Genomic DNA, 19,319 nt, shown 5'->3' with positions numbered 1-19,319 from the left:
AATCGAGAGGACTTGCCCCGGCAAGCCGGGTCAAGCCTCTCATCTCAAACGTTAGACCTCTTGAGGCTTATGTGCTCAACCTAGAAATATCTCCGCTAATTGGCGTTGGCCCCATAAAGCTTGGAAGTCTTCGTGCGGAAGCTAGAGAGTTGTTGCTCAGTGCAGGCTTCCCGCTTGAGTCATCTCGTCGTGCTCTGGACTACTTTTGCAATGCTTCAATTCAGGTTGAATGCGACCCAGACGACCGAGTTAGATTTATTGGCATATCCGCTAGCGAGCGCTTTATTGCAACATTCCAAAGCCGTGATGTCTTTTCCCTCTCTGCCGAAGAGCTGTTCTCTCTAATAGCCAACGCAGATAACTCTGGCCCTCATCAGTTCATCGCCTCAGAGTACCTATTCCCAAATCAAATAATTACGCTTTGGGATGCTGACGAACAATATGACAGGCAAGGCAATGAAGCACGCCCAGTTTGGGCTCAGGTAGGAATTGGTAATGATTCATATGCAGCAGCTGTTGCCGCCATAAGGAGTAGAGTCTAACAATTGGTTCAAGTCACTCGCTTCGCTCGCTCGGGACCGGCTAAAGCCGGCCCCTTAACCAAACGTTAGAGATCATGGATAAATACGGACTACCACCACTAGTTTCAAAAATCCATAACAGGGATGTCACCTGGCAACGCATAGAAAGCATCGACTATGAGCTGCTTGGATATTTTCTTTCCTGCCACCTGATCATTGAGTATTACCTTGACGAATATTTGAAAACAAAATACTCGGAGCTTGATTGGGGCGCATCCAGACAGACATTCGCGCAGAAAATATCGCTTTTATCAAAAGAGCACTACCCAGATAAATACAATTCAATACCAGCAATAAAGCACCTCAACAGCATTAGAAATAAACTAAGCCACAACATCCAATTTAAAATAACTGAACCTGATCTGCTGCCTCTGACCCACTACCTACAAAAATCATGCGAAGGACTTGAAATCCCTAAAGATCCTAAAGATATTTTGGACCTTTTCACATCTATGGTTTGTGTATGGTTTGCATCTGGAATCAGCTCAACAGCAAGGCACAACAAGGTTACGAGGTAATGCTCTCTAACAATTGGTTCAAGTCGTTCGCTTCGCTCACTCGGGACCGGCTAAAGCCGGCCCCTTAACCAAACGTTATGCATATGAACGCACTGACAATTGAGTTGTACTTGGCAGTATCAATCCTGCTAGCTCTGCTTGCTATCCTTTCGGCGGCGGCTTTGCGCTTTTGTATACGCAATAATCCGTCTGCCTCTAAAACGCTTCTGAAAACTGGCAACCCCTTACTTGGGGCAACGGCCGTAGTCTCGACGCTGAATGGCTCATTTTTGCTTCCGTGGAAAAAATTACCGCCTACAGTTCAACTACAGGGCTGGGCCCTTACATTTTTCTGGGCGGCAAGGTTATGTGCTTGGAGCTCAGCAATAGTATTAATCTGCATGGCGCTAGCTAGCCAGTCGAGCGTGGTGGCGTAATGCATAACAAATGGTTCAAGTCACTCGCTTCGCTCGCTCGGGACCGGCTAAAGCCGGCCCCTTAACCAAACGTTAGAGTTCATTCGCTCATGCACATACCAGCCCTCATCATCATTGATATGCAGCGTGGCATGCTCGAACCGTCAGCAGGCGCTCGCAATAACCCGCAAGCAGAGCAAGCAATCGCAATTACGCTGAAAGCATGGAGAGATGCAAAGGCACCGATTGTTCATGTGCGTCACATTTCAAGAACACCTGGCTCTCCGTTCTGGCCTGGGCAGCCTGGTGTTGAGTTCCAAGAAGAACTACAACCATTAAGCACCGAGCATGTAGTTGAAAAGAACGTCCCGGACGCATTCATTAACTCCGGGCTTGAGCGCTGGCTTCGGATCAGAGGCATCGAAACCCTTGCAATCGTAGGTGTGAGTACCAACAACTCTGTCGAAGCAACAGCTCGTACAGCAGGCAATCTTGGGTTCAAAACTTATGTGGCAGCTGATGCAACGTTTGCATTCGCAAAACCTGACTACAACGGAGTTCTACGCAGCGCTGAAGAGGTACATGCTATGGCATTAGCAAATCTTCATGGTGAGTACGCAACAGTAGTCACAACCACCGAGTTACGAAATGCCCTCTAACAACTGGTTCAAGCCGTTCGCTTCGCTCACTCGGGACCGGCTAAAGCCGGCCCCTTAACCAAACGTTAGGCAATCAGTATGGCTAATACCGAAGAAGACTCTATTACCTACGTTATCGTCGTCAACGGCACAGAGCTGGAGGCCAGGAGTCTTTTTTGCGAGCACTTCCCAAATTTCCGGGGCGGAGCAAGGCCTGAAACATTGATACCCTATAGCTCCGTACCGTGCGAGCTAAACGAAATTGAAAGTGCCTTGGCGTGGGTCACAAAGAATCTAACGGGCAGTTACTCTGACATTTGTATTGGTATTGGAATTTACTCAACACGTAACTGGGCAAACTTCGCCGTACCGCATCAAATCATAGAGCTAGCTGAAAAATATCAGGCCAACTTAAAAATTTCGTTCTCTTCGCCAGTTCAAAAAAACAACAATGAAAGTCCGAGCAGGCCTAACAAGTGGTTCAAGTCGCTCGCTTCGCTCACTCGGGACTGGCTAAAGCCAGCCCCTTAACCAAACGTTAGACCTCTTCAATAATTTAATGTGAGATCCCGGAAAATGGATATAAAAAAAGCAGCAGGAATCGCAGGCAGCGCAGCCGCAACTATGTTTATCCCAGGAGGTTTTTTAGTTGGTCCTGTAGCAGCAATCGCTGCAGCACTTGCCGCTTCACAAGACGATATAAAAGAAGCTGAAAATAAAAGCCTGGAATCACTTGAGGCCGAGGCTAGAAAACAACAAATCGTCATGGACTTTCAAGCTCACCAAGCTCGTGTAGCACAAGAAATCTCAATTGCTCAACGTATAGCCTCATCAGAGGAAGTTGAAATAGAGGAATACTACGACACTTCCGGAAAGGCTAACGCAGGTCTAAAAGCAGAAAAAGAATCTCTGACATTAGGTTTGGCTGGTGAAGGCAGGAAAGTTACAAAACGAGTAATCAAATTCAAAGGCTGGAGCCCTCTACCTTCCAGCGAAGATAGTGCAGAAGTCTAACTAGTGGTTCAAATCGCTCGCTTTGCTCGCTGGGACGGGCTAAAGCCCGCCCCTTAACCAAACGTTAGGCGTCAGTCACTTTTAATATCGGTGCCAACATGGAAGTTGCGTCAGTTAGCCACAACATCAAACTTACTTCCGGCGCATCGCGCGGCCGGTTGGCACCCAATCCGCGCCTTCTGCTTGGCTCTCGCCCACACACCGCGCCAAGGTCTTCTACCTGCAACGCCGTATCGGGCCGGACAGCTCGCATGAGTGAGTACCCAGCAAAAACGAATCAGTTGCTTGCAAGGCCCTGGCGGGTTGGCCACAGTGCGGTATTCATCGCCTGCGCCCGGCTCGAAGTCCTCTGCCTAACAACTGGTTCAAGCCGCTCGCTTCGCTCGCTCGGGACCGCGTTCCGCGGCCCCTTAACCAAACGTTAGGCTCATATGGAAAAAGTCGTCTACGGAAGTCTAAACACTCAAGGTATCGAGGTCGTTATTCGCGAAGGACGATACCTCGTTCGATATGATGCAGGGGCTCATCAAGAGGCTTGGAGAGAGGATGAAATCACTCCATCTGAGTTCACCCGCCTGTCAGCCGGTGGCAACACAGAGAATGAGGTTATGTTCGAGATCCAACGTCGCCTAGAGAAATCCGGAGTAAAGCCATATGTGTCAAACTGGACTCCTAAAAAAGCCTAACAACTGGTTCAAGTCGTTCGCTTCGCTCACTGCAGGACCGGCTAAAGCCGGCCCCTTAACCAAACGTTAGGTGTCTTTAGTTATGCTCAGTAAGCTTCTTAGCCTATTTTCAAAAAATAGCATTAAAAATATTGAATCTTCTGAGCATTTAGAAAACTTCAAGCCAACATATCAACACCTTACAAAAGGGAAAACATATATTATCTCCAAGCAATTTCAAGACTATGACTACAAAATCCACAATGTCGGAACTGTCATTGAGTTTCTCGGTTATAATTTTTTCCCTTACGATGCAGGCTTAACCTTGCTATTCAATCAAGAATCATCTGAATATGTTATTCGCTTACGGTTAGACCAAGAAGATTCGCAAAGCGAGGTCAATGAAAATCTGGAGCAATACATTGCCAAACACGAAGAAAAACACACCTAACAATGCGCTCAAATCGCTCGTTTCACTCGCTGGGACCGGCGAAGCCGGCCCCTTAGCTTAATCGTTAGGCTTTAAGCATGAAGCGAATACTCTTGATTCTTGTACTAGCCAGTAGCAGCACAGTAGCAGACGAGAAAGACTGTATGTCGAGGGCCCAATCACATACCGAGCAGGATCAATGTCAGCTTGAAGAGTTAAACCGATTAGACAAAGAACTCAATCGTATTTACCCCTACGCGCTAAATTCTTTACCTGTGCACGATGAGTCAGACCCGAGAAAACAACAAGAACAGTTACGGAAATCGCAGCGCGCCTGGCTAGTTTATGTCCAAGAAAATTGCGCACTAGAAGGTGGGCTAGAAGGCGGCTCAAGTGCTTGGGTGTCGACGTTCAGTTCGTCTTGCAAAAAAGAAGAGCTTCGGAAGCGAATCGAATATTTAAGGAAAATCGCATGCAGAACTCAGGATTTCTGCAATTGAGTTTTCAACCCAAGGTCTGTGCTGCTGGCAATTTAATTTTAGGCTATCCAGCCCAGCATCCCGAGCCTAACAAATGGTTCAAGCCGCTCGCTTCGCTCACTCGGGACCGGCTAAAGCCGGCCCCTTAACCAAACGTTAGGCTCACAACAAGATCCAATCCACCCAACCTTCAAGGAAGAAAATGAAATACATAATCCTCATAATCTTGGCTGTCGGCGGTTACTACGCATACACAAACTATGCAGTAGAAAATATCACTGTGGATAGTTATCAGGCGCTACTCAAAAAAGTAGAGACAACAGAGGTAACTCTACAAGAGGTAAAAACCGGCTCAAACATGTTGGCCGAATTCTTCTGCAATGACGCCGAATTTCAAAAAAGCGGAGGTTCTAGCGTTAGCGCCTGCATGAGTAAGCTCAATAACTATCGCGAAATGTGTGAGTCCCGCATCTTCAATGATGCACCTGCTACCTTTACCGCCAAAGAGCAAGTAACAACCATTGCAAAAAGCTATGCCGCCTGCACTGGCAGCACCGGCTAGCCTAACAACTGGTTCAAGTCGTTCGCTTCGCTCACTCGGGACGTCCAAAAGCTACGCTTTTGGACGTCCCTTAACCAAACGTTATGCCCTGTGCAAGGATCGCATCATGAAGAAATCCACTTTATTTACTCTAATTACGATTAGCTTATTAAGTTCTCACGGCTGGAACAACGCACTTGCTCAGACCGAAATAAATCTAAGACTAAGAACCACGGATAAAACCGGCTGTTATCTGACAGATGGGAAATTTATCGGACCCACTATCGTACTAGCGGCCGGTCTGTATCACGAACCAGGATTCCCAAAAGACAAAGCCTTGAAGATAATTGATGTTGCTTTATCGTCCGGATGCAACATTGAAGAACCAGACGAAATAGGCTCAACCCCACTGATTGCCTCAATTATTTATAATGAGCCAGACTTGGCAAAAATACTTTTGGAAAAAGGTGCGAACCCCTACCTAAAAATATCAAGTCATAAAAAATATCTTAATGGGTTAAACTCCTTTGAGATAGCAGAGTTCCTAATTAAGAATCAGCCATCACAAAATAGAGAAAAAATATATTCCGAACTTAACATGTATAGAAAATAAGCATAACAAGCGGTTCAAATCGTTCGTTTCGCTCACTGGGACCGCGTGCCGCGGCCCCTTAACCTAAACGTTAGCGGCCACGGGGAGTTATATGAGACTCATAACAGCAATACTGTTAATTTTGTCCACGTACTCAGCCTTAGCCGATGAGCGCTATGAATTTTATAAATTCAACTGCTCCACAGTAATCCCCAGCTTCGAAGTCGATCGCATTAGTTACTGGAACATAAGGCAAGCCATCTGGCCAGAAGACTATGACTGGACAAAACACGTCCAACTACTTAAACGGCTGGAGCGCGAAAATAATATTTATGTCTTCAATGAATGGTACGGATATTACGATTCCCCTCAAGTCACTTTCAGTTGTGGAGAGTTTCAGGCAACGATCAACTACGACAAACAGAACCGCGAAATTGGCCCTGTTGGCTCTGAAAAGCCCGTACGCAGAAATGCATCAATCAGTGTTACATCAAAAAATCGAGAAATTATTAAAAAAATCAACATGGAGTTGATTGCCAGAATGAGTCTTTACAAAGACGAATCAGGACTAATTCTTGCCGAATACTGTACAGGCAATAACTGCACAGAACACCACATTGAAAACATCGAACCACTTTCTAACGAAAGTTTTTTACGGTTAGGTGAAAGTGGCCGCTAACAATGCGCTCAAAGCGCTCACTTCGTTCGCTGGGACCGCGTTCCGCGGCCCCTTAGCTTAATCGTTAGGCCCTTCAGGGAAAATCGATGATATTCGCCGAAATGGAGTACCCAGAAGAATACTGGGAGTTTCATGAGGAGCTAAAGCAGTATCTATCTCAACATTTCGAGAGTGTCGAGCATGGACTGCAAGCTGACTCTTGGTTTTGGATACACATCGAGAAAAACAAGGTCGCTATAGATACATTTTCCTCAATGAAGCATCAAGTCAAGTCCGCTGAGCACGGCTCACACGTTCAACAAGTCATCAGTGTGCTTCAAGATAAATACAAAGTTAGTGTTTACTCAGCTCCAAAACTAGAAGGGCATGAAGACTTTTTATAAGCCAGCCTGCAGCAACGAGCCTAACTACTGGCTCAAGCCGTTCGCTCCGCTCACTCGGGACCGGCATAGCCGGCCCCTTAGCCAAACGTTATGCACAGACACGTCGTTAAAACCATGAAAATCAATACAGCCTTGCTTTTATTACTTATATTTATTTCACTACCATTACATGCCAAGCCTATTACCCTTAAAAATGAAAAGGAGATCCATAGAGCAAATCAACTAAATCTGGCCATGGACGCTGTCTCAGAAAAAGTAATGGCCTGCATTAATGCAGGCAATAGCTCAAAAGAATCTTGCACATGCCCAAACATGGACTCTTGCAAATTCAAATCTGAATTCAAAAAAGCCACCTCACTATACTGCAGTTTAAAGTCCGACTTTCCAAAATGGATAAACAAACCCATTATTTACTCCATCAAAGGAAGCAAAATCACTCACGCATTAAGCATGGAGGCTCTTGAGAGACACTATGGCAAGTACTGTGAGTAAGGCATAACAATTGTATATGGACCCTCCCCACAAGTAGTGGGCAAAGCTTTTGCTCTGCTCCTGCCGGCGGTGCGGTTGCATGCGTATATCCGGCCTTTGCTGGGCGCAAGGCCCTGGCCATTCTGTAATTCGCGCAGCGGGGGCCCAGCGCTCAGTCGATCTATCAGATCATGATGGTTATAGGCCTTGCTCCGCTGCAGAACTCACCCTTTCCGACAGTCTCGCTTCTCACCACAAGCGCAGGAAAACTTCCGCGTCTTGCTGATTACCCCGCCGTCAGACGTTCCGGGGTATCTGCCTGGCAGCGTTTCACCGCCCGCAGCACCGCTCGTGCGCCGTGGGTTAAGCAGGGTGCCTCCGGCATCCCCCTCCGCCGCCTGCAGAGCGCTGACCGTGAGCAGGCCAATGCTCACTTCACTCGCTGGAACGGGCTAAGTTCCGTCTCTTGGCTTATGCTTAAAAACGAAAACACAGAACATTTCAGCCATCCAGATGTAACTTCACGATGAAGCCCATTGATAATTCAAAGTTCACAATATCCGTCATGTCGCGGGATGAGCTAAATACGGCAATAACCTGGGCAGCCAAAGAGGGATGGAACCCTGGGATTAACGATGCCTCGGCATTTTATGCAGCAGACGCAACCGGCTTTCTTGTCGGTAAATATGACGAAGCCCCGATAGCCACGATATCCGCCGTCAAATATGGGCAGTCATTTGGTTTTATTGGCCTGTACATCGTGCATGAAGCATTTCGCGGCAATGGCTTCGGATTTAAAATATGGGAGTCCGCCATCTCCAACCTAAGGGGAAGGAACATAGGCTTGGACGGGGTCTTGGCGCAGCAGGACAATTACAAAAAATCAGGCTTCAAACTGGCCCACAGAAACATCAGGTTCGCCGGGAAATCAACAAGGCAACAAATTCCAGTCAGCACGGTCGTCGAAGCCAAACACATTAATTTTCAAGGAATCGAGGAATACGACCGAGCCTTCTTTCCTGAGCAGAGAAGTATTTTCCTCAGAGAATGGATAGATCCCAAAAACTCTCACACGCTAGCAATAATTGAACAGTCGAAAATCATTGGCTATGGCTCCATTCGCGCCTGTGAGCACGGATTCAAAATCGGCCCTCTGAATGCCGAGAACAGCGACCTGGCATTTGATCTATTCCTGGCTTTAACGGCGCGAATACCTGAAGGCTCCGAGGTGTTTCTGGACGTACCGGAACCGAACCCAAAAGCCATCCATCTTGCTCAAAAAGCCGGGATGACTGCGGTCTTTGAAACAGCAAGAATGTACACAAAAGAATTCCCGCAACTGCCACTCGAGAAAATATACGGCATAACGACTTTTGAGCTGGGGTAAATGCCTCTAGCCGAGCATTACGCCTGACGCTCCCCACGCGCAGTATCACGTCCAAGCCACACACAATGCCCCGGAATCGCTCGCTCCGCTCACTGGGAGCGGCTAAGGCTGGCCCCTTGGCGCAAGCGTTAGGCGCCACTCGCTCTTGCTTACGGCGCCAACAGGGGGGACAGGCAAACGCTTCTCCCCTGCCTTACACGACCACTTGGCGGTAGATCCGCGGCGTCTTCCTTGCGCTTGCCCAGGCTCCGCGCCAGTGCGCAGGATGGCTTGCAGAGCGCAGGTCCCTGCCCCGTCGTCCGTACAGGACACTCCCTATACCGTCCAGCGGTGCGCGCGCCAGCGTTCGCCTCGCTCATCGGCTCGCCTGCTAGCCTAGTCGTTAGGCGCGGCAGAGTATCCACAGAGGAGGCAGGCATGGGCAAGGATCTGATCCCCAAGGTGGCTTGGGCCAGTTCGAGGCGGGCCTTCCTGTACCGTGGCACCTTAGCCCTTGGCGGTGCCCTGCTGGGCGGCCCAGTCTTTGCCGCCGAGCAAGTCTGCCGGCTCACCGAGCCCGAGATACTGGGCCCGTTCTATCGCTTTGGCGCGCCATTGCGCAGCCAGCTGGCTGGGCCCGAGGAGCCCGGTGAGCGGCTCGTCCTGACCGGCACGGTATTCAGCTCCGATTGCCACAGCCCCTTGCGGGGAGCATTGATTGAAGTATGGCAAGCGAACAGCGCTGGCCTATACGACACCCTCAAGCCCGGCAACTTCACCGAAGCCTCGACGTTCCACTTGCGGGGGACGTTGCAAACCGATGCGCAGGGGCGGTACGTGATCGAGACGGTCATGCCGGGGCGCTACCCGGTGCCCCCGAATCTGCCGGGGCTTGAGAAGTACGCGGGCATGATGCGGCCGGCCCACATTCACTTCCGGGTCATGGAATCGTTGCACATCCCGCTCACCACCCAGCTCTACTTCAAGGGCGACCCCTTCATCGCCACAGACCCCTGGGCCGACCACAAGCCGTCGCTGGCCATTGCCCTGGAGCAGGACGGCAAGATCCGTCGCGGGGTTTTCGACATCGTGCTCGCAAGGGGTTTCTAGCATCACCCTGCACAACGGTATGCGGCGACGCCTTGAGGCGCGCGACTCATGCCTGGCGCTCAACCACCATGGATGATCAACATGCTGAAAGTTGTCGCTGCACTTTCCTTCGCTATTGGATTACCCGATAACGCGGCGAATGCCACCCCGCTGGCTCTGCCAACGCCTAAGGAGGCTACCCAGGCCTTCATTGAAATGATGGACTTCCCCGAGCTGGCGACGGCCCGGCTCAAGCTGGGGACCTGCATTCCCGCGGTTCAAGCCGAGTACCCGAACCAGGTGGCTTGCACCGCCGCGGTGACGCTCGGTGCCGGCACCTCGGAAACCCAGGTCGACTTCTACCATGACGGCAGCAAGTGGGTGGCCCAGCCCAGCAACTCGCAGGATCAGTTGCCGTTTCCCGACCCCAAGCTCTAGCAGCCACGGCCGCACCCTCACGAGCAGGCTCACCCTGGCCGCTGGCAGGCGCCATGCCTCGTCCGCGGGCCCAAGGTTGTGCCTGCGGCGCTGGCGCTGGGGAATGGAGCGAGCCGCCCCTGCCCTCCAGGGGGAAAGCTCGGCCCCTCAACCCAACCGCTACTGCTGCATCTGCAGCAACGGCGAGACCTTGACCCGGGCGTGCATCTGTTCGCCGCCACCGCCGCGGCGCATGCCGCGCACCGGGCAGGCGTCGAGGTAGTCCAGGCCGACCGCCAGCTTGAGGTGGCGCTCCGGCCGGGCCAGCTGGTTGGTCACGTCGAAGCTGTACCAGGCGTCGTCCAGCCAGGCTTCGGCCCAGGCGTGGCTGGCCAGGTGGCCGCTGTCTTCGGTGAACAGGTAGCCGGACACGTAGCGCGCCGGTACGCCCAGGCTGCGCGCGCAGGCGAGGAAGGCATGGGTGTGGTCCTGGCAGACCCCGGCGCGGCCGGCGAAGGCCTCGGCGGCGGTGCTGTCGACCCGGGTGGCGCCCGGGGTGTAGGGCATCTGCGCGTGCAGGCCGTGCATCAGCTCGACCAGCCCGTCGCGGTCGCGGCGCCCGGCGCTGCCGAGCCGGGCGAACTCGCGCAGCGCCTCGTCGGGCTGGGTCAGGCGGGTGAAGCGCAGGTAGGGCAAGGCCGAGCCGCTGCCGCACTCGGATTCGCAGTGCTCGTCGATCTCGACCTGGCCGCGGGCGCCGATCACCAGCGCCTCGTGGGGTTCGTCTAGGGTCAGCACATGGAGGATATTGCCGAACGGGTCGCGCTGAGCGCGCACCTGGCGCGGCAGCTCGAGCTGCCAGCTGAGCACGTGCTGGCGCGCGCTTTCCTGCGGGGTCAGGCGCAGGTACTGGATGCTGGCGCGCACCTGGTCATCGTAGTTGTAGGTAGTGTCGTGACGGATCGAGAGTCTCATACGACCTCCAGATAGGACGTGTGGATGGCGCTGCCCAACTGCCGGACGAGCAGGATGAAATCGGTGAGCCAGACATGCAGACCCTCGCCCAGGACCTCGTCGATGCTGGTGTAGCGCAGGCGCGCGTCCAGTTCGGCGGCCATGCGCTGGGCCGGGCGGCCGTTCTCGCCGGGCAGGCCGGAGAGCATCAGGTTGAGCTCCTCCATGCAGGAGCGCAGCGAGCGCGGCACCTCGGGGCGCAGCAGCAGCAGTTCGGCGATCTTGTAGGTGCGCGGTGAGCCGCGGTAGATCTCGGTGAAGGCCTCGAACGAGGACAGCGCGCGGAGCAAGGCGCTCCACTGGTAGTAGCCGCGCGCCGAGGTGTCGCTGACCGTGTCGGCCTCCTCGCCGAGCATCTCGTAGCGGGCATCGAGCAGGCGCAGGGTGTTGTCGGCGCGTTCGATGAAGGTGCCCAGGCGGATGAAGCGGTAGGCCTCGCCGCGCATGATGGTGCCGAAGGTGGCGCCGCGGAACAGGTGCGAGCGCTCCTTGACCCACTCGCAGAAGCGGCTGATGCCGTAGCGGCCCAGGCCTTCGGCGGCGATGCCGCGCATTTCCAGCCAGGTGGCGTTGATGTTCTCCCACATGTCGGCGGTGATCCGCCCGCGCACCGCGTGGGCGTTGCTGCGCGCGGCCTGCAGGCAGCAGTAGATGCTCGCCGGGTTGTCCGCATCGAGGGCGAAGAAGTGCAGCATGCGCTCGGCGTGCATCTGCCCGTGGCGTTCCAGGTATTGGTCCAGGGTGCCGGTGATCAGCAGCGGCATGGCCAGTTCGTCGAGGCCGTCGCCGTGGCCGTCCTGCGGCATCAGCGACAGCGAATAGCTGACGTCGAGCATGCGCGCGAGGTTCTCGGCGCGCTCCAGGTAGCGCGACATCCAGTACAGATCGGAGGCAGTTCTCGAAAGCATGATGCGGTTTCCTTAATCCTCGACCACCCAGGTGTCCTTGGTCCCGCCGCCCTGCGACGAGTTGACCACCAGCGAGCCATCGCGCAGCGCCACGCGGGTCAGGCCGCCGGGCACCAGGCGGGTTTCGCGGCCGGACAGGACGAACGGGCGCAGGTCGATATGGCGCGGCGCCACGCCGCTCTCGACGAAGGTCGGGCAGGTCGACAGGCACAGGGTGGGCTGGGCGATATAGGCCGCCGGGTTGGCCTTGAGGCGGGCGCGGAAGGCCTCGATCTCGGCCTTGCTCGCCGCCGGGCCGACCAGCATGCCGTAGCCGCCGGAACCCTGGGTTTCCTTGACCACCAGTTCGGCCAGGTTGGCCAGCACGTGGGACAGGTCCTCGGGCTTGCGGCACTGCCAGGTCGGCACGTTCTTCAGGATCGGCTCCTCGTCCAGGTAGAAGCGGATCATGTCGGTGACGTAGGGGTAGATCGACTTGTCGTCCGCCACCCCGGTGCCCACCGCGTTGGCCAGCACCACGTTGCCGCTGCGATAGGACGAGAGCAGGCCGGGCACGCCGAGCATGGAGTCCGGGTTGAAGGCCAGCGGATCGAGGAAGGCGTCGTCCAGCCGGCGGTAGATCACGTCCACCGCCTGCGGGCCGGCGGTGGTGCGCATGAACACCCGGTCGTCGCGCACGAACAGGTCGGCGCCTTCGACCAGCTCCACACCCATCTCGCGGGCGAGGAAGGCGTGCTCGAAGTAGGCGCTGTTGAAGCGCCCCGGGGTCAGCACCACCACGCTGGGGTTGTCCAGCGGGCTCGCGCTTTTCAGGGTATCCAGCAGCAGGCTCGGGTAGTGGTCGATCGGCGCCACGCGCTGCATGGCGAACAGCTCGGGGAACAGGCGCATCATCATCTTGCGGTCTTCGAGCATGTAGCTGACGCCGCTGGGGGTGCGCAGGTTGTCTTCGAGCACGTAGTAGGTGCCGTCGCCGTCGCGCACCAGGTCGACCCCGGCGATGTGCGCGTAGATGTCGCGGTGCAGGTCGAGGCCCTGCATGGCCAGCTGGTAGCCCTCGTTGGCCAGCACCTGCTCGGCGGGGATGATGCCGGCCTTGATGATGCGCTGCTCGTGGTAGAGGTCGGCAAGGAACAGGTTCAGCGCCTGTACGCGCTGAATGCAGCCGGCCTCGACGATGCGCCATTCGCTGGCGGGGATGCTGCGCGGGATGATGTCGAAGGGGATCAGGCGCTCGGTGCCCTGCTCGTCGCCATAGAGGGTGAAGGTGATGCCGGCGCGATGGAACAGCAGATCGGCTTCACGCCGGCGCTGGGCCAGCAGCTCTTGCGGGGTGTCGGCCAGCCAGCGGGCGAATTCCCGGTAGTGCGGGCGGACGCTGCCACTCGCTTCGTACATTTCGTCAAAAAAGGTGCGGACCATGCCGTACTCCTTGCCACCTGGTCGTCAGTACCATCGCAAGGCCCGTGCCACAGAATTTTATTGTTTATTTTCAATAACTTGAATATTCGACCAGACGGTCACGCACCAGTTGAGGGCGTTAATCCAAGCCCCAAAACGGGTCACGCCCCAATCGGTGGCAGCTGGCGTCCGGCGTGGGAGCGGCTTTAGCCGCGATGGGAGCTGGTGGTGCGTGCAAGCGCATCGCGGCTGAAGCCGCTGCCACAGAGAGCGCTGGAGCCGGACAGCACGGCGCGGCAGGTGGACGTCGTTGTAGGAGCGGCTTTAGCCGCGATGGGAGGCGGTGGTGCGTGCAAGCGCATCGCGGCTGAAGCCGCTGCCACAGAGAGCGATGTGGGCGGATAGCACGGGGCGCCGCTGCCACGGAAGGCAGTGGAAACCGGGGGCTTTTTCACAGGCAAAAAAAAACCGACCCACGCCGGGAGACGTGGGCCGGAAAGCACTATCGGGTCGTGCGTGGTGCCCCGCCGGCAGGCACTGGGCCTGTGGCGGGGCTAAGGCAGCGACTGGACGACCGGCCAGCCGCGCCTGGGGGTATCAGATGTGGGCGTCCTGATATTCCTTCTCGGCTTCGTCGAAGCGCTTGAGCATGGTTTTCGACGGGCCGCTGCCGATGCGGCTGAACACCAGGATGGCCAGGGTGGCGAGGATGAAGCCCGGGATGATTTCGTACAGGCCCATGCCGATCCAGTTCTTCCACACCACCACGGTCACCGCACCGACCACCATGCCGGCCAGGGCGCCGTTGCGGGTCATGCCCTTCCACAGCAGGGACAGGATCACCACCGGACCGAAGGCGGCACCGAAGCCGGCCCAGGCGTAGGAGACCAGGCCCAGTACGCGGTTTTCCGGGTTGGAGGCCAGGGCGATGGCGATCAGCGCCACCAGCAGCACCATGGCGCGGCCGACCCAGACCAGCTCGACCTGGCTGGCGTTCTTGCGCAGGAAGGCCTTGTAGAAGTCTTCGGTCAGGGCGCTGGAGCAGACCAGCAGCTGGCAGCTCAGGGTGGACATCACCGCTGCCAGGATGGCGGACAGCAGCACACCGGCGATCCACGGGTTGAACAGGATCTTGGCCAGTTCGATGAACACCCGCTCCGGGTTCTCGGTCACGGCACCGGCCATGTCCGGATGCGCCGAGAAGTAGGCGATGCCGAAGAAGCCCACGGCCACCGCGCCGCCCAGGCAGAGGATCATCCAGGTCATGGAGATGCGGCGGGCATTGGGGATCGACTTCACCGAATCGGCGGCCATGAAGCGCGCCAGGATGTGCGGCTGACCGAAGTAGCCCAGGCCCCAGGCCATCAGCGAGATCACGCCGACGAAGGTGGCGCCCTTGAGCATGTCAAAGTTGGTGGCGTCTTCCAGCTGGATGGCAGCGAAGGTGCTGTCCATGCCGCCGGTGGCCACCATGACCATCACCGGAGCGAGGATCAGGGCGAAGATCATCAGGCTGGCCTGCACGGTATCGGTCCAGCTCACCGCGAGGAAACCACCGATGAAGGTGTAGGCGATGGTCGCCGCGGCGCCGGCCCACAGGGCGGTCTCGTAGCTCATGCCGAAGGTGCTTTCAAACAGGCGCGCACCGGCCACCACGCCCGAGGCGCAGTAGATGGTGAAGAACACCAGGATCACCAGGGCGGAGAAGATGCGCAGGATGCGGCTGCTGTCTTCGAAGCGGTTGGTGAAGTAGTCCGGCAGGGTCAGGGCGTTGCCGTTGTGCTCGGTCTGCACGCGCAGGCGGCCGGCGACGAACAGCCAGTTGAGGTAGGCGCCGACGATCAAGCCGATGGCGATCCAGCTCTCGGAAAGGCCGGACAGGTACACCGCGCCCGGCAGGCCCATGAGCAGCCAGCCGCTCATGTCGGAGGCGCCGGCGGACAGCGCGGTCACGAAGCTGCCGAGGCTGCGGCCACCGAGGATGTAGTCGGAAAGGTTCTTGGTACGCAAGTAGGCGAAGAGGCCGATAAAGACCATTGCCGCGATGTACACCACGAAGGTGATCAGCATCGGAGTGCTAGCTGTCATGGGGGAGTACCCTCTGGATTGTTTTTATCTCTCCGCAGCGGTTACTCCGCAGCGGGGTTGGCAAATCCGCCCGCTTGTGACGGGCGTTGCAATGGCCGCCGCCACCACGGGAGACGGACCCAAAACAAGGTTGGCCTGATCCACTTGCCTGCACGCCGCCTCCCTCCCGGAGACGGTTGGCTGCGGGTTGCCCCGCAGCGCGGCGCCGGCCCTTGTGGGGCCGGCGCCTGGTCCTGCCTGGTTACTCGGCGTCGCCCAGCGACAGCAGCGAGGCGTTGCCGCCCACCGCGGTGGTGTTGACCGAGGTGGTGCGCTCATTGGCGAAGCGCAGCAGGTAGCTCGGGCCACCGGCCTTCGGCCCGGTGCCGGACAGGCCGCAGCCGCCGAACGGCTGCACGCCGACCACCGCGCCGATCTGGTTGCGGTTGACGTACAGGTTGCCGACGCGGGCCTGGGCCTCGATGCGCTTGGCAGTTTCCTCGTTGCGGCTGTGCACGCCGAGGGTCAGGCCGTAGCCGGTGGCGTTGATCGCCGCGACCACCTGATCCAGCTCGTTGGCCTGGAAGCGCACCACGTGCAGGATCGGGCCGAAGTGTTCCTTGCTCAGCTCGTGGATGCCGCCGATCTCGAACGCCACCGGGGCGATGAAGTGGCCATTCAGGCCGGCCGGCAGCTTGGCTTCGGCAATCAGCTTGCCGGCGTCCTTGAGCTGCTTGATGTGGGCTTCCAGACCGGCCTTGGCTTCGCCGTCGATCACCGGGCCGACGTCGCTGACGCGCAGGTGGGTCGGGCCGACGGTCAGTTCGGCCATGGCGCCCTTGAGCAGGTCGAGCACGCGCTCGGCGATGTCGGCCTGCACGTACAGCACGCGCAGGGCCGAGCAACGCTGGCCGGCGCTGGTGAAGGCGGACTGCACGGCATCCTTGACCACCTGCTCGGGCAGCGCGGTGGAGTCGACGATCATCGCGTTCTGCCCGCCGGTTTCGGCGATCAGCGCGGCGATCGGGCCCGGCTTGTCGGCCAGCTGGCGGTTGATGATGCGCGCGGTGTCGGTGGAACCGGTGAAGCACACGCCGGCGACGCGGGCATCGCGGCAGAACACGCCGCCCAGGGTGGCGCCGTCGCCCGGCAACAGGGCGAACACGTCCTTGGGCAGGCCGGCCTCGAACATCAGCTCGGTGGCGCGGGCGGCGATCAGGCTGGTCTGCTCGGCCGGCTTGGCCAGCACGCAGTTGCCGGCGACCAGCGCGGCGCTGATCTGGCCCAGGTAGATGGCCAGCGGGAAGTTCCACGGGCTGACGCAGGCGAACACGCCGCGGCCTTCGTGGAACAGCTCGTTGCGCTCGCCGGTCGGGCCCTGCAGCTCTTCGCGGCCCAGGCGCAGGCGGGCCTGCTGGGCGTAGTAGCGGCAGAAGTCGACCGCTTCGCGGACTTCGTCGATGCCGTCCTGCAGCGATTTGCCGGCTTCCAGGGTGCACAGCGCCATCAGTTCGGCGCGGTTGGCTTCCAGCAGGTCGGCCAGACGGTCCAGCACGGCGGCGCGTTCGTCCACCGGGGTGGCGTTCCAGCGCGGCCAGGCGCCGCTGAGCACGTCGAGGGCCTTGGCGGCCTGCTCGGCGCTGGCCCACTGGGCAGTGCCGACCAGCTTGTTCAGGTCGTAGGGGCAGCGCACTTCCTGGGCGGTGCCGGCGAGTTTCTCGCCGTTGATCACCGGCGCAGCTTGCCAGGTCTTGTTCAGGTTGGCGTTGAAATCGGCCTCGAGGCCGGCCCACTGGCTCTGGATATTCATGTTGATGCCCTGCGAGTTTTTCCGCGCCGCGCCAAACAGCGCCAGCGGGTGGGGGATTCTGTCGTTACCGGGGGTTTTGAACTTGCGCAGTTGCGTCACCGGGTGATCGATCAGCGACTCGACCGGCACGCTGGGGTCGACCAGCTGATGGACGAACGACGAGTTGGCGCCGTTTTCCAGCAGGCGCCGCACCAGGTATGGCAGCAGGTCCTTGTGCGCGCCGACCGGGGCGTAGATGCGCACGTTCTTGCGGTGCTTCTCCAGCACCGTGTCGTACAGCGCATCGCCCATGCCGTGCAGGCGCTGGAACTCAAACTCGCGGTCGCCGGCCATGGCCAGGATGCAGGTCACGGTGTGCGCGTTGTGGCTGGCGAACTGCGGGTAGATCACCCCGCGGGTGTGCTCGCTCAGCAGGTAGCGGGCGCAGGCCAGGTAGGAGGTGTCGGTGCCTTCCTTGCGGGTGAACACCGGGTAGCCGCTGGCCCCCTGCACCTGGCACTGCTTGATCTCGCTGTCCCAGTAGGCGCCCTTGACCAGGCGCAGCGGCATCTTGGCGTCGAGTTCCTTGCCCAGCAGGGTCAGCCACACCAGCACCGGCAGGCAGCGCTTGGAGTAGGCCTGGACCACCAGACCGAACTCGCCCCAGCCTTTGAGGGCCGGGTCGCGCATCAGCTTCTCGTACAGTTCCAGGGACAGTTCGAGGCGGTCGGCCTCCTCCGCGTCCACGGAAATGCCGACATTGAGCTTGCGCGCACGGATGGCCAGCTCGCGCACATTGGCGAACAGCTCGCTGAGCACGCGCTCGCGCTGCGCCACTTCATAGCGCGGGTGCAGGGCGGACAGCTTGATCGAGATCGACGGGCGCGGGCCCGGGCCGACCTGCGGCTCGGCGCCGACGGTGTCGATCGCCTTGCGGTAGTCGGCCATGTACTTCTCGGCGTCGTCGGCGGTCAGCGCCGCCTCGCCGAGCATGTCGAAGGAATAGGTGTAGCCCTGTTCGCGGCACGGCCGGCCGTTCTTCAGCGCCTCGCTGATGCTGCGGCCGAGGACGAACTGCTTGCCCATCATCTTCATGGCCTGGTTCATCGCGGCGCGGATCACCGGCTCGCCGGAACGCTGGATCAGCTTGCCGAGCACGCTCTTCGGGCGGCCGTCGGCGGTTTGCGGGTCGACCACCTTGCCGGTCATGACCAGGCCCCAGGCGGCGAAGTTGACCAGCACGCTGTCGCTCTGGCCGAGGTGGCGTTCCCACTCGGCGGCGTTCAGCTTGTCGCGGATCAGCGCGTCGGCGGTGGCGGCATCCGGCACGCGCAGCAGCGCCTCGGCCAGGCACATGAGCATCAGCCCTTCCTGGGTGTCGAGGCTGTACTGGCGCAGGAGTGCGTCGAGGGTGTCGACGGCGTTGTCGCGGCTGCGCACGTCGTCGATCAGCCGGCGCGCGTTGCCGCGGATCAGGTCGATGCCCGGCTCGCCGGGATCGGCCAGCTGCAGCAGCTCCTGCAGGTAAGCGGCCTCGTCGACAGCGTAGTTGGCGCTGATGACGGGGAAGAATTCGGCGGCGGTCTTGTTGAGCGCATCGCCCTGCAAGACGTGACTGGCTTTGAACATCACGCCCCTCCTCTGTTCGAGACTGTTATTTTCGGTCTAGCCCATTGCCACGAACGCACAGGAACGAATCGTTCTATGCGACCAATCTGGCGGGATGCAGGACTCTAGTGACAGGGGGGTGACAGCTTCTTGCAGAAAGCTCTGGAGTTTTTGCGGAAAACTCCGGCATGGGGAACTTTCTCGAAACGCTTGTTTGAATCCAGCCGCTCCGGCGCAGCCCGCAGAATCAGTGGCGGCAAGGCCCGGTGCCGGC

The 19,319-nt window shown here is 57.9% G+C and carries 21 protein-coding genes; 16 read left to right on the top strand and 5 right to left on the bottom strand.

The window, feature by feature from the left end; genetic code table 11:
* From F3I62_RS15350 to F3I62_RS15275, 16 genes are all read left to right on the top strand, one after another.
* Positions 1–542, top strand: a 542-nt coding sequence (locus F3I62_RS15350; protein ID WP_218572890.1) for a hypothetical protein, incomplete at its 5' end; no start/stop codon positions are given.
* 74 nt (positions 543–616) lie between these two features.
* Positions 617–1,099 (top strand): hypothetical protein, encoded by a 483-nt coding sequence (locus tag F3I62_RS15345; protein ID WP_160490510.1) that lies wholly within the window; start codon positions 617–619, stop codon positions 1,097–1,099.
* Between the two features lie 505 nt (positions 1,100–1,604).
* Complete coding sequence (locus F3I62_RS15340; protein WP_160490509.1) at positions 1,605–2,153, top strand: cysteine hydrolase family protein; 549 nt, start codon at positions 1,605–1,607, stop codon at positions 2,151–2,153.
* 78 nt (positions 2,154–2,231) lie between these two features.
* A complete protein-coding gene (locus F3I62_RS15335; protein ID WP_160490508.1) occupies positions 2,232–2,663 on the top strand; it encodes a hypothetical protein in 432 nt (143 codons plus the stop codon).
* Between the two features lie 45 nt (positions 2,664–2,708).
* On the top strand, positions 2,709–3,146 hold the full coding sequence (locus F3I62_RS15330) for a hypothetical protein (RefSeq protein ID WP_160490507.1): 438 nt from the start codon (positions 2,709–2,711) through the stop codon (positions 3,144–3,146).
* Between the two features lie 431 nt (positions 3,147–3,577).
* Positions 3,578–3,832, top strand: a complete 255-nt coding sequence (locus F3I62_RS15325; protein WP_160490506.1) for a hypothetical protein — start codon at positions 3,578–3,580, stop codon at positions 3,830–3,832.
* Positions 3,833–3,914: 82 nt separating this feature from the next.
* Positions 3,915–4,262, top strand: a complete 348-nt coding sequence (locus tag F3I62_RS15320) for a DUF3601 domain-containing protein (RefSeq protein ID WP_160490505.1) — start codon at positions 3,915–3,917, stop codon at positions 4,260–4,262.
* 77 nt (positions 4,263–4,339) lie between these two features.
* Complete coding sequence (locus F3I62_RS20560; RefSeq protein WP_160490504.1) at positions 4,340–4,741, top strand: lysozyme inhibitor LprI family protein; 402 nt, start codon at positions 4,340–4,342, stop codon at positions 4,739–4,741.
* 181 nt (positions 4,742–4,922) lie between these two features.
* Positions 4,923–5,282 carry a hypothetical protein gene (locus F3I62_RS15310; protein ID WP_160490503.1) on the top strand — a complete coding sequence of 120 codons (360 nt, stop codon included), beginning with the start codon at positions 4,923–4,925 and terminating at the stop codon, positions 5,280–5,282.
* Between the two features lie 106 nt (positions 5,283–5,388).
* Positions 5,389–5,874: a hypothetical protein gene (locus F3I62_RS15305; RefSeq protein WP_160490502.1), complete on the top strand. Its 486-nt coding sequence runs from the start codon at positions 5,389–5,391 to the stop codon at positions 5,872–5,874.
* A 91-nt stretch (positions 5,875–5,965) separates the two neighbouring features.
* Entirely contained in the window at positions 5,966–6,532 is a 567-nt protein-coding gene (locus F3I62_RS15300; RefSeq protein ID WP_160490501.1) for a hypothetical protein, read from the top strand.
* A gap of 86 nt (positions 6,533–6,618) precedes the next feature.
* Positions 6,619–6,915, top strand: coding sequence for a hypothetical protein (locus F3I62_RS15295; protein WP_160490500.1), 297 nt, complete (start codon positions 6,619–6,621; stop codon positions 6,913–6,915).
* Positions 6,916–7,029: 114 nt separating this feature from the next.
* The gene (locus F3I62_RS15290) at positions 7,030–7,407 is read left to right on the top strand and encodes a hypothetical protein (protein ID WP_160490499.1); all 378 of its coding nucleotides are present in this window, start codon (positions 7,030–7,032) and stop codon (positions 7,405–7,407) included.
* A 505-nt stretch (positions 7,408–7,912) separates the two neighbouring features.
* Positions 7,913–8,773 (top strand): GNAT family N-acetyltransferase, encoded by an 861-nt coding sequence (locus F3I62_RS15285; RefSeq protein WP_160490498.1) that lies wholly within the window; start codon positions 7,913–7,915, stop codon positions 8,771–8,773.
* A 417-nt stretch (positions 8,774–9,190) separates the two neighbouring features.
* A complete protein-coding gene (locus tag F3I62_RS15280; RefSeq protein ID WP_160490497.1) occupies positions 9,191–9,862 on the top strand; it encodes a twin-arginine translocation pathway signal protein in 672 nt (223 codons plus the stop codon).
* 81 nt (positions 9,863–9,943) lie between these two features.
* Positions 9,944–10,279 carry a hypothetical protein gene (locus tag F3I62_RS15275; protein WP_160490496.1) on the top strand — a complete coding sequence of 112 codons (336 nt, stop codon included), beginning with the start codon at positions 9,944–9,946 and terminating at the stop codon, positions 10,277–10,279.
* A gap of 159 nt (positions 10,280–10,438) precedes the next feature.
* Here the strand turns inward: F3I62_RS15275 and F3I62_RS15270 are convergent, their stop codons facing one another.
* From F3I62_RS15270 to putA, 5 genes are all read right to left on the bottom strand, one after another.
* Positions 10,439–11,233: a transglutaminase family protein gene (locus F3I62_RS15270; protein WP_160490495.1), complete on the bottom strand. Its 795-nt coding sequence runs from the start codon at positions 11,231–11,233 to the stop codon at positions 10,439–10,441.
* Positions 11,230–12,180, bottom strand: coding sequence for an alpha-E domain-containing protein (locus tag F3I62_RS15265; RefSeq protein WP_160490494.1), 951 nt, complete (start codon positions 12,178–12,180; stop codon positions 11,230–11,232). Before F3I62_RS15265 ends, F3I62_RS15270 begins: the two co-directional genes overlap by 4 nt.
* Positions 12,181–12,192: 12 nt before the next feature.
* Complete coding sequence (locus F3I62_RS15260) at positions 12,193–13,602, bottom strand: circularly permuted type 2 ATP-grasp protein (protein WP_160490493.1); 1,410 nt, start codon at positions 13,600–13,602, stop codon at positions 12,193–12,195.
* Between the two features lie 576 nt (positions 13,603–14,178).
* Positions 14,179–15,669, bottom strand: coding sequence for a sodium/proline symporter PutP (gene putP, locus F3I62_RS15255; RefSeq protein ID WP_160490492.1), 1,491 nt, complete (start codon positions 15,667–15,669; stop codon positions 14,179–14,181).
* 241 nt (positions 15,670–15,910) lie between these two features.
* Positions 15,911–19,066, bottom strand: coding sequence for a bifunctional proline dehydrogenase/L-glutamate gamma-semialdehyde dehydrogenase PutA (gene putA, locus F3I62_RS15250; protein ID WP_160490491.1), 3,156 nt, complete (start codon positions 19,064–19,066; stop codon positions 15,911–15,913).
* Positions 19,067–19,319 lie beyond the last annotated feature (253 nt).

Source organism: Pseudomonas sp. R-28-1W-6 (assembly GCF_009799925.1).
Taxonomy (GTDB): Bacteria; Pseudomonadota; Gammaproteobacteria; order Pseudomonadales; family Pseudomonadaceae; genus Aquipseudomonas.
This window is presented reverse-complemented; position numbering and strand designations above follow the sequence as displayed.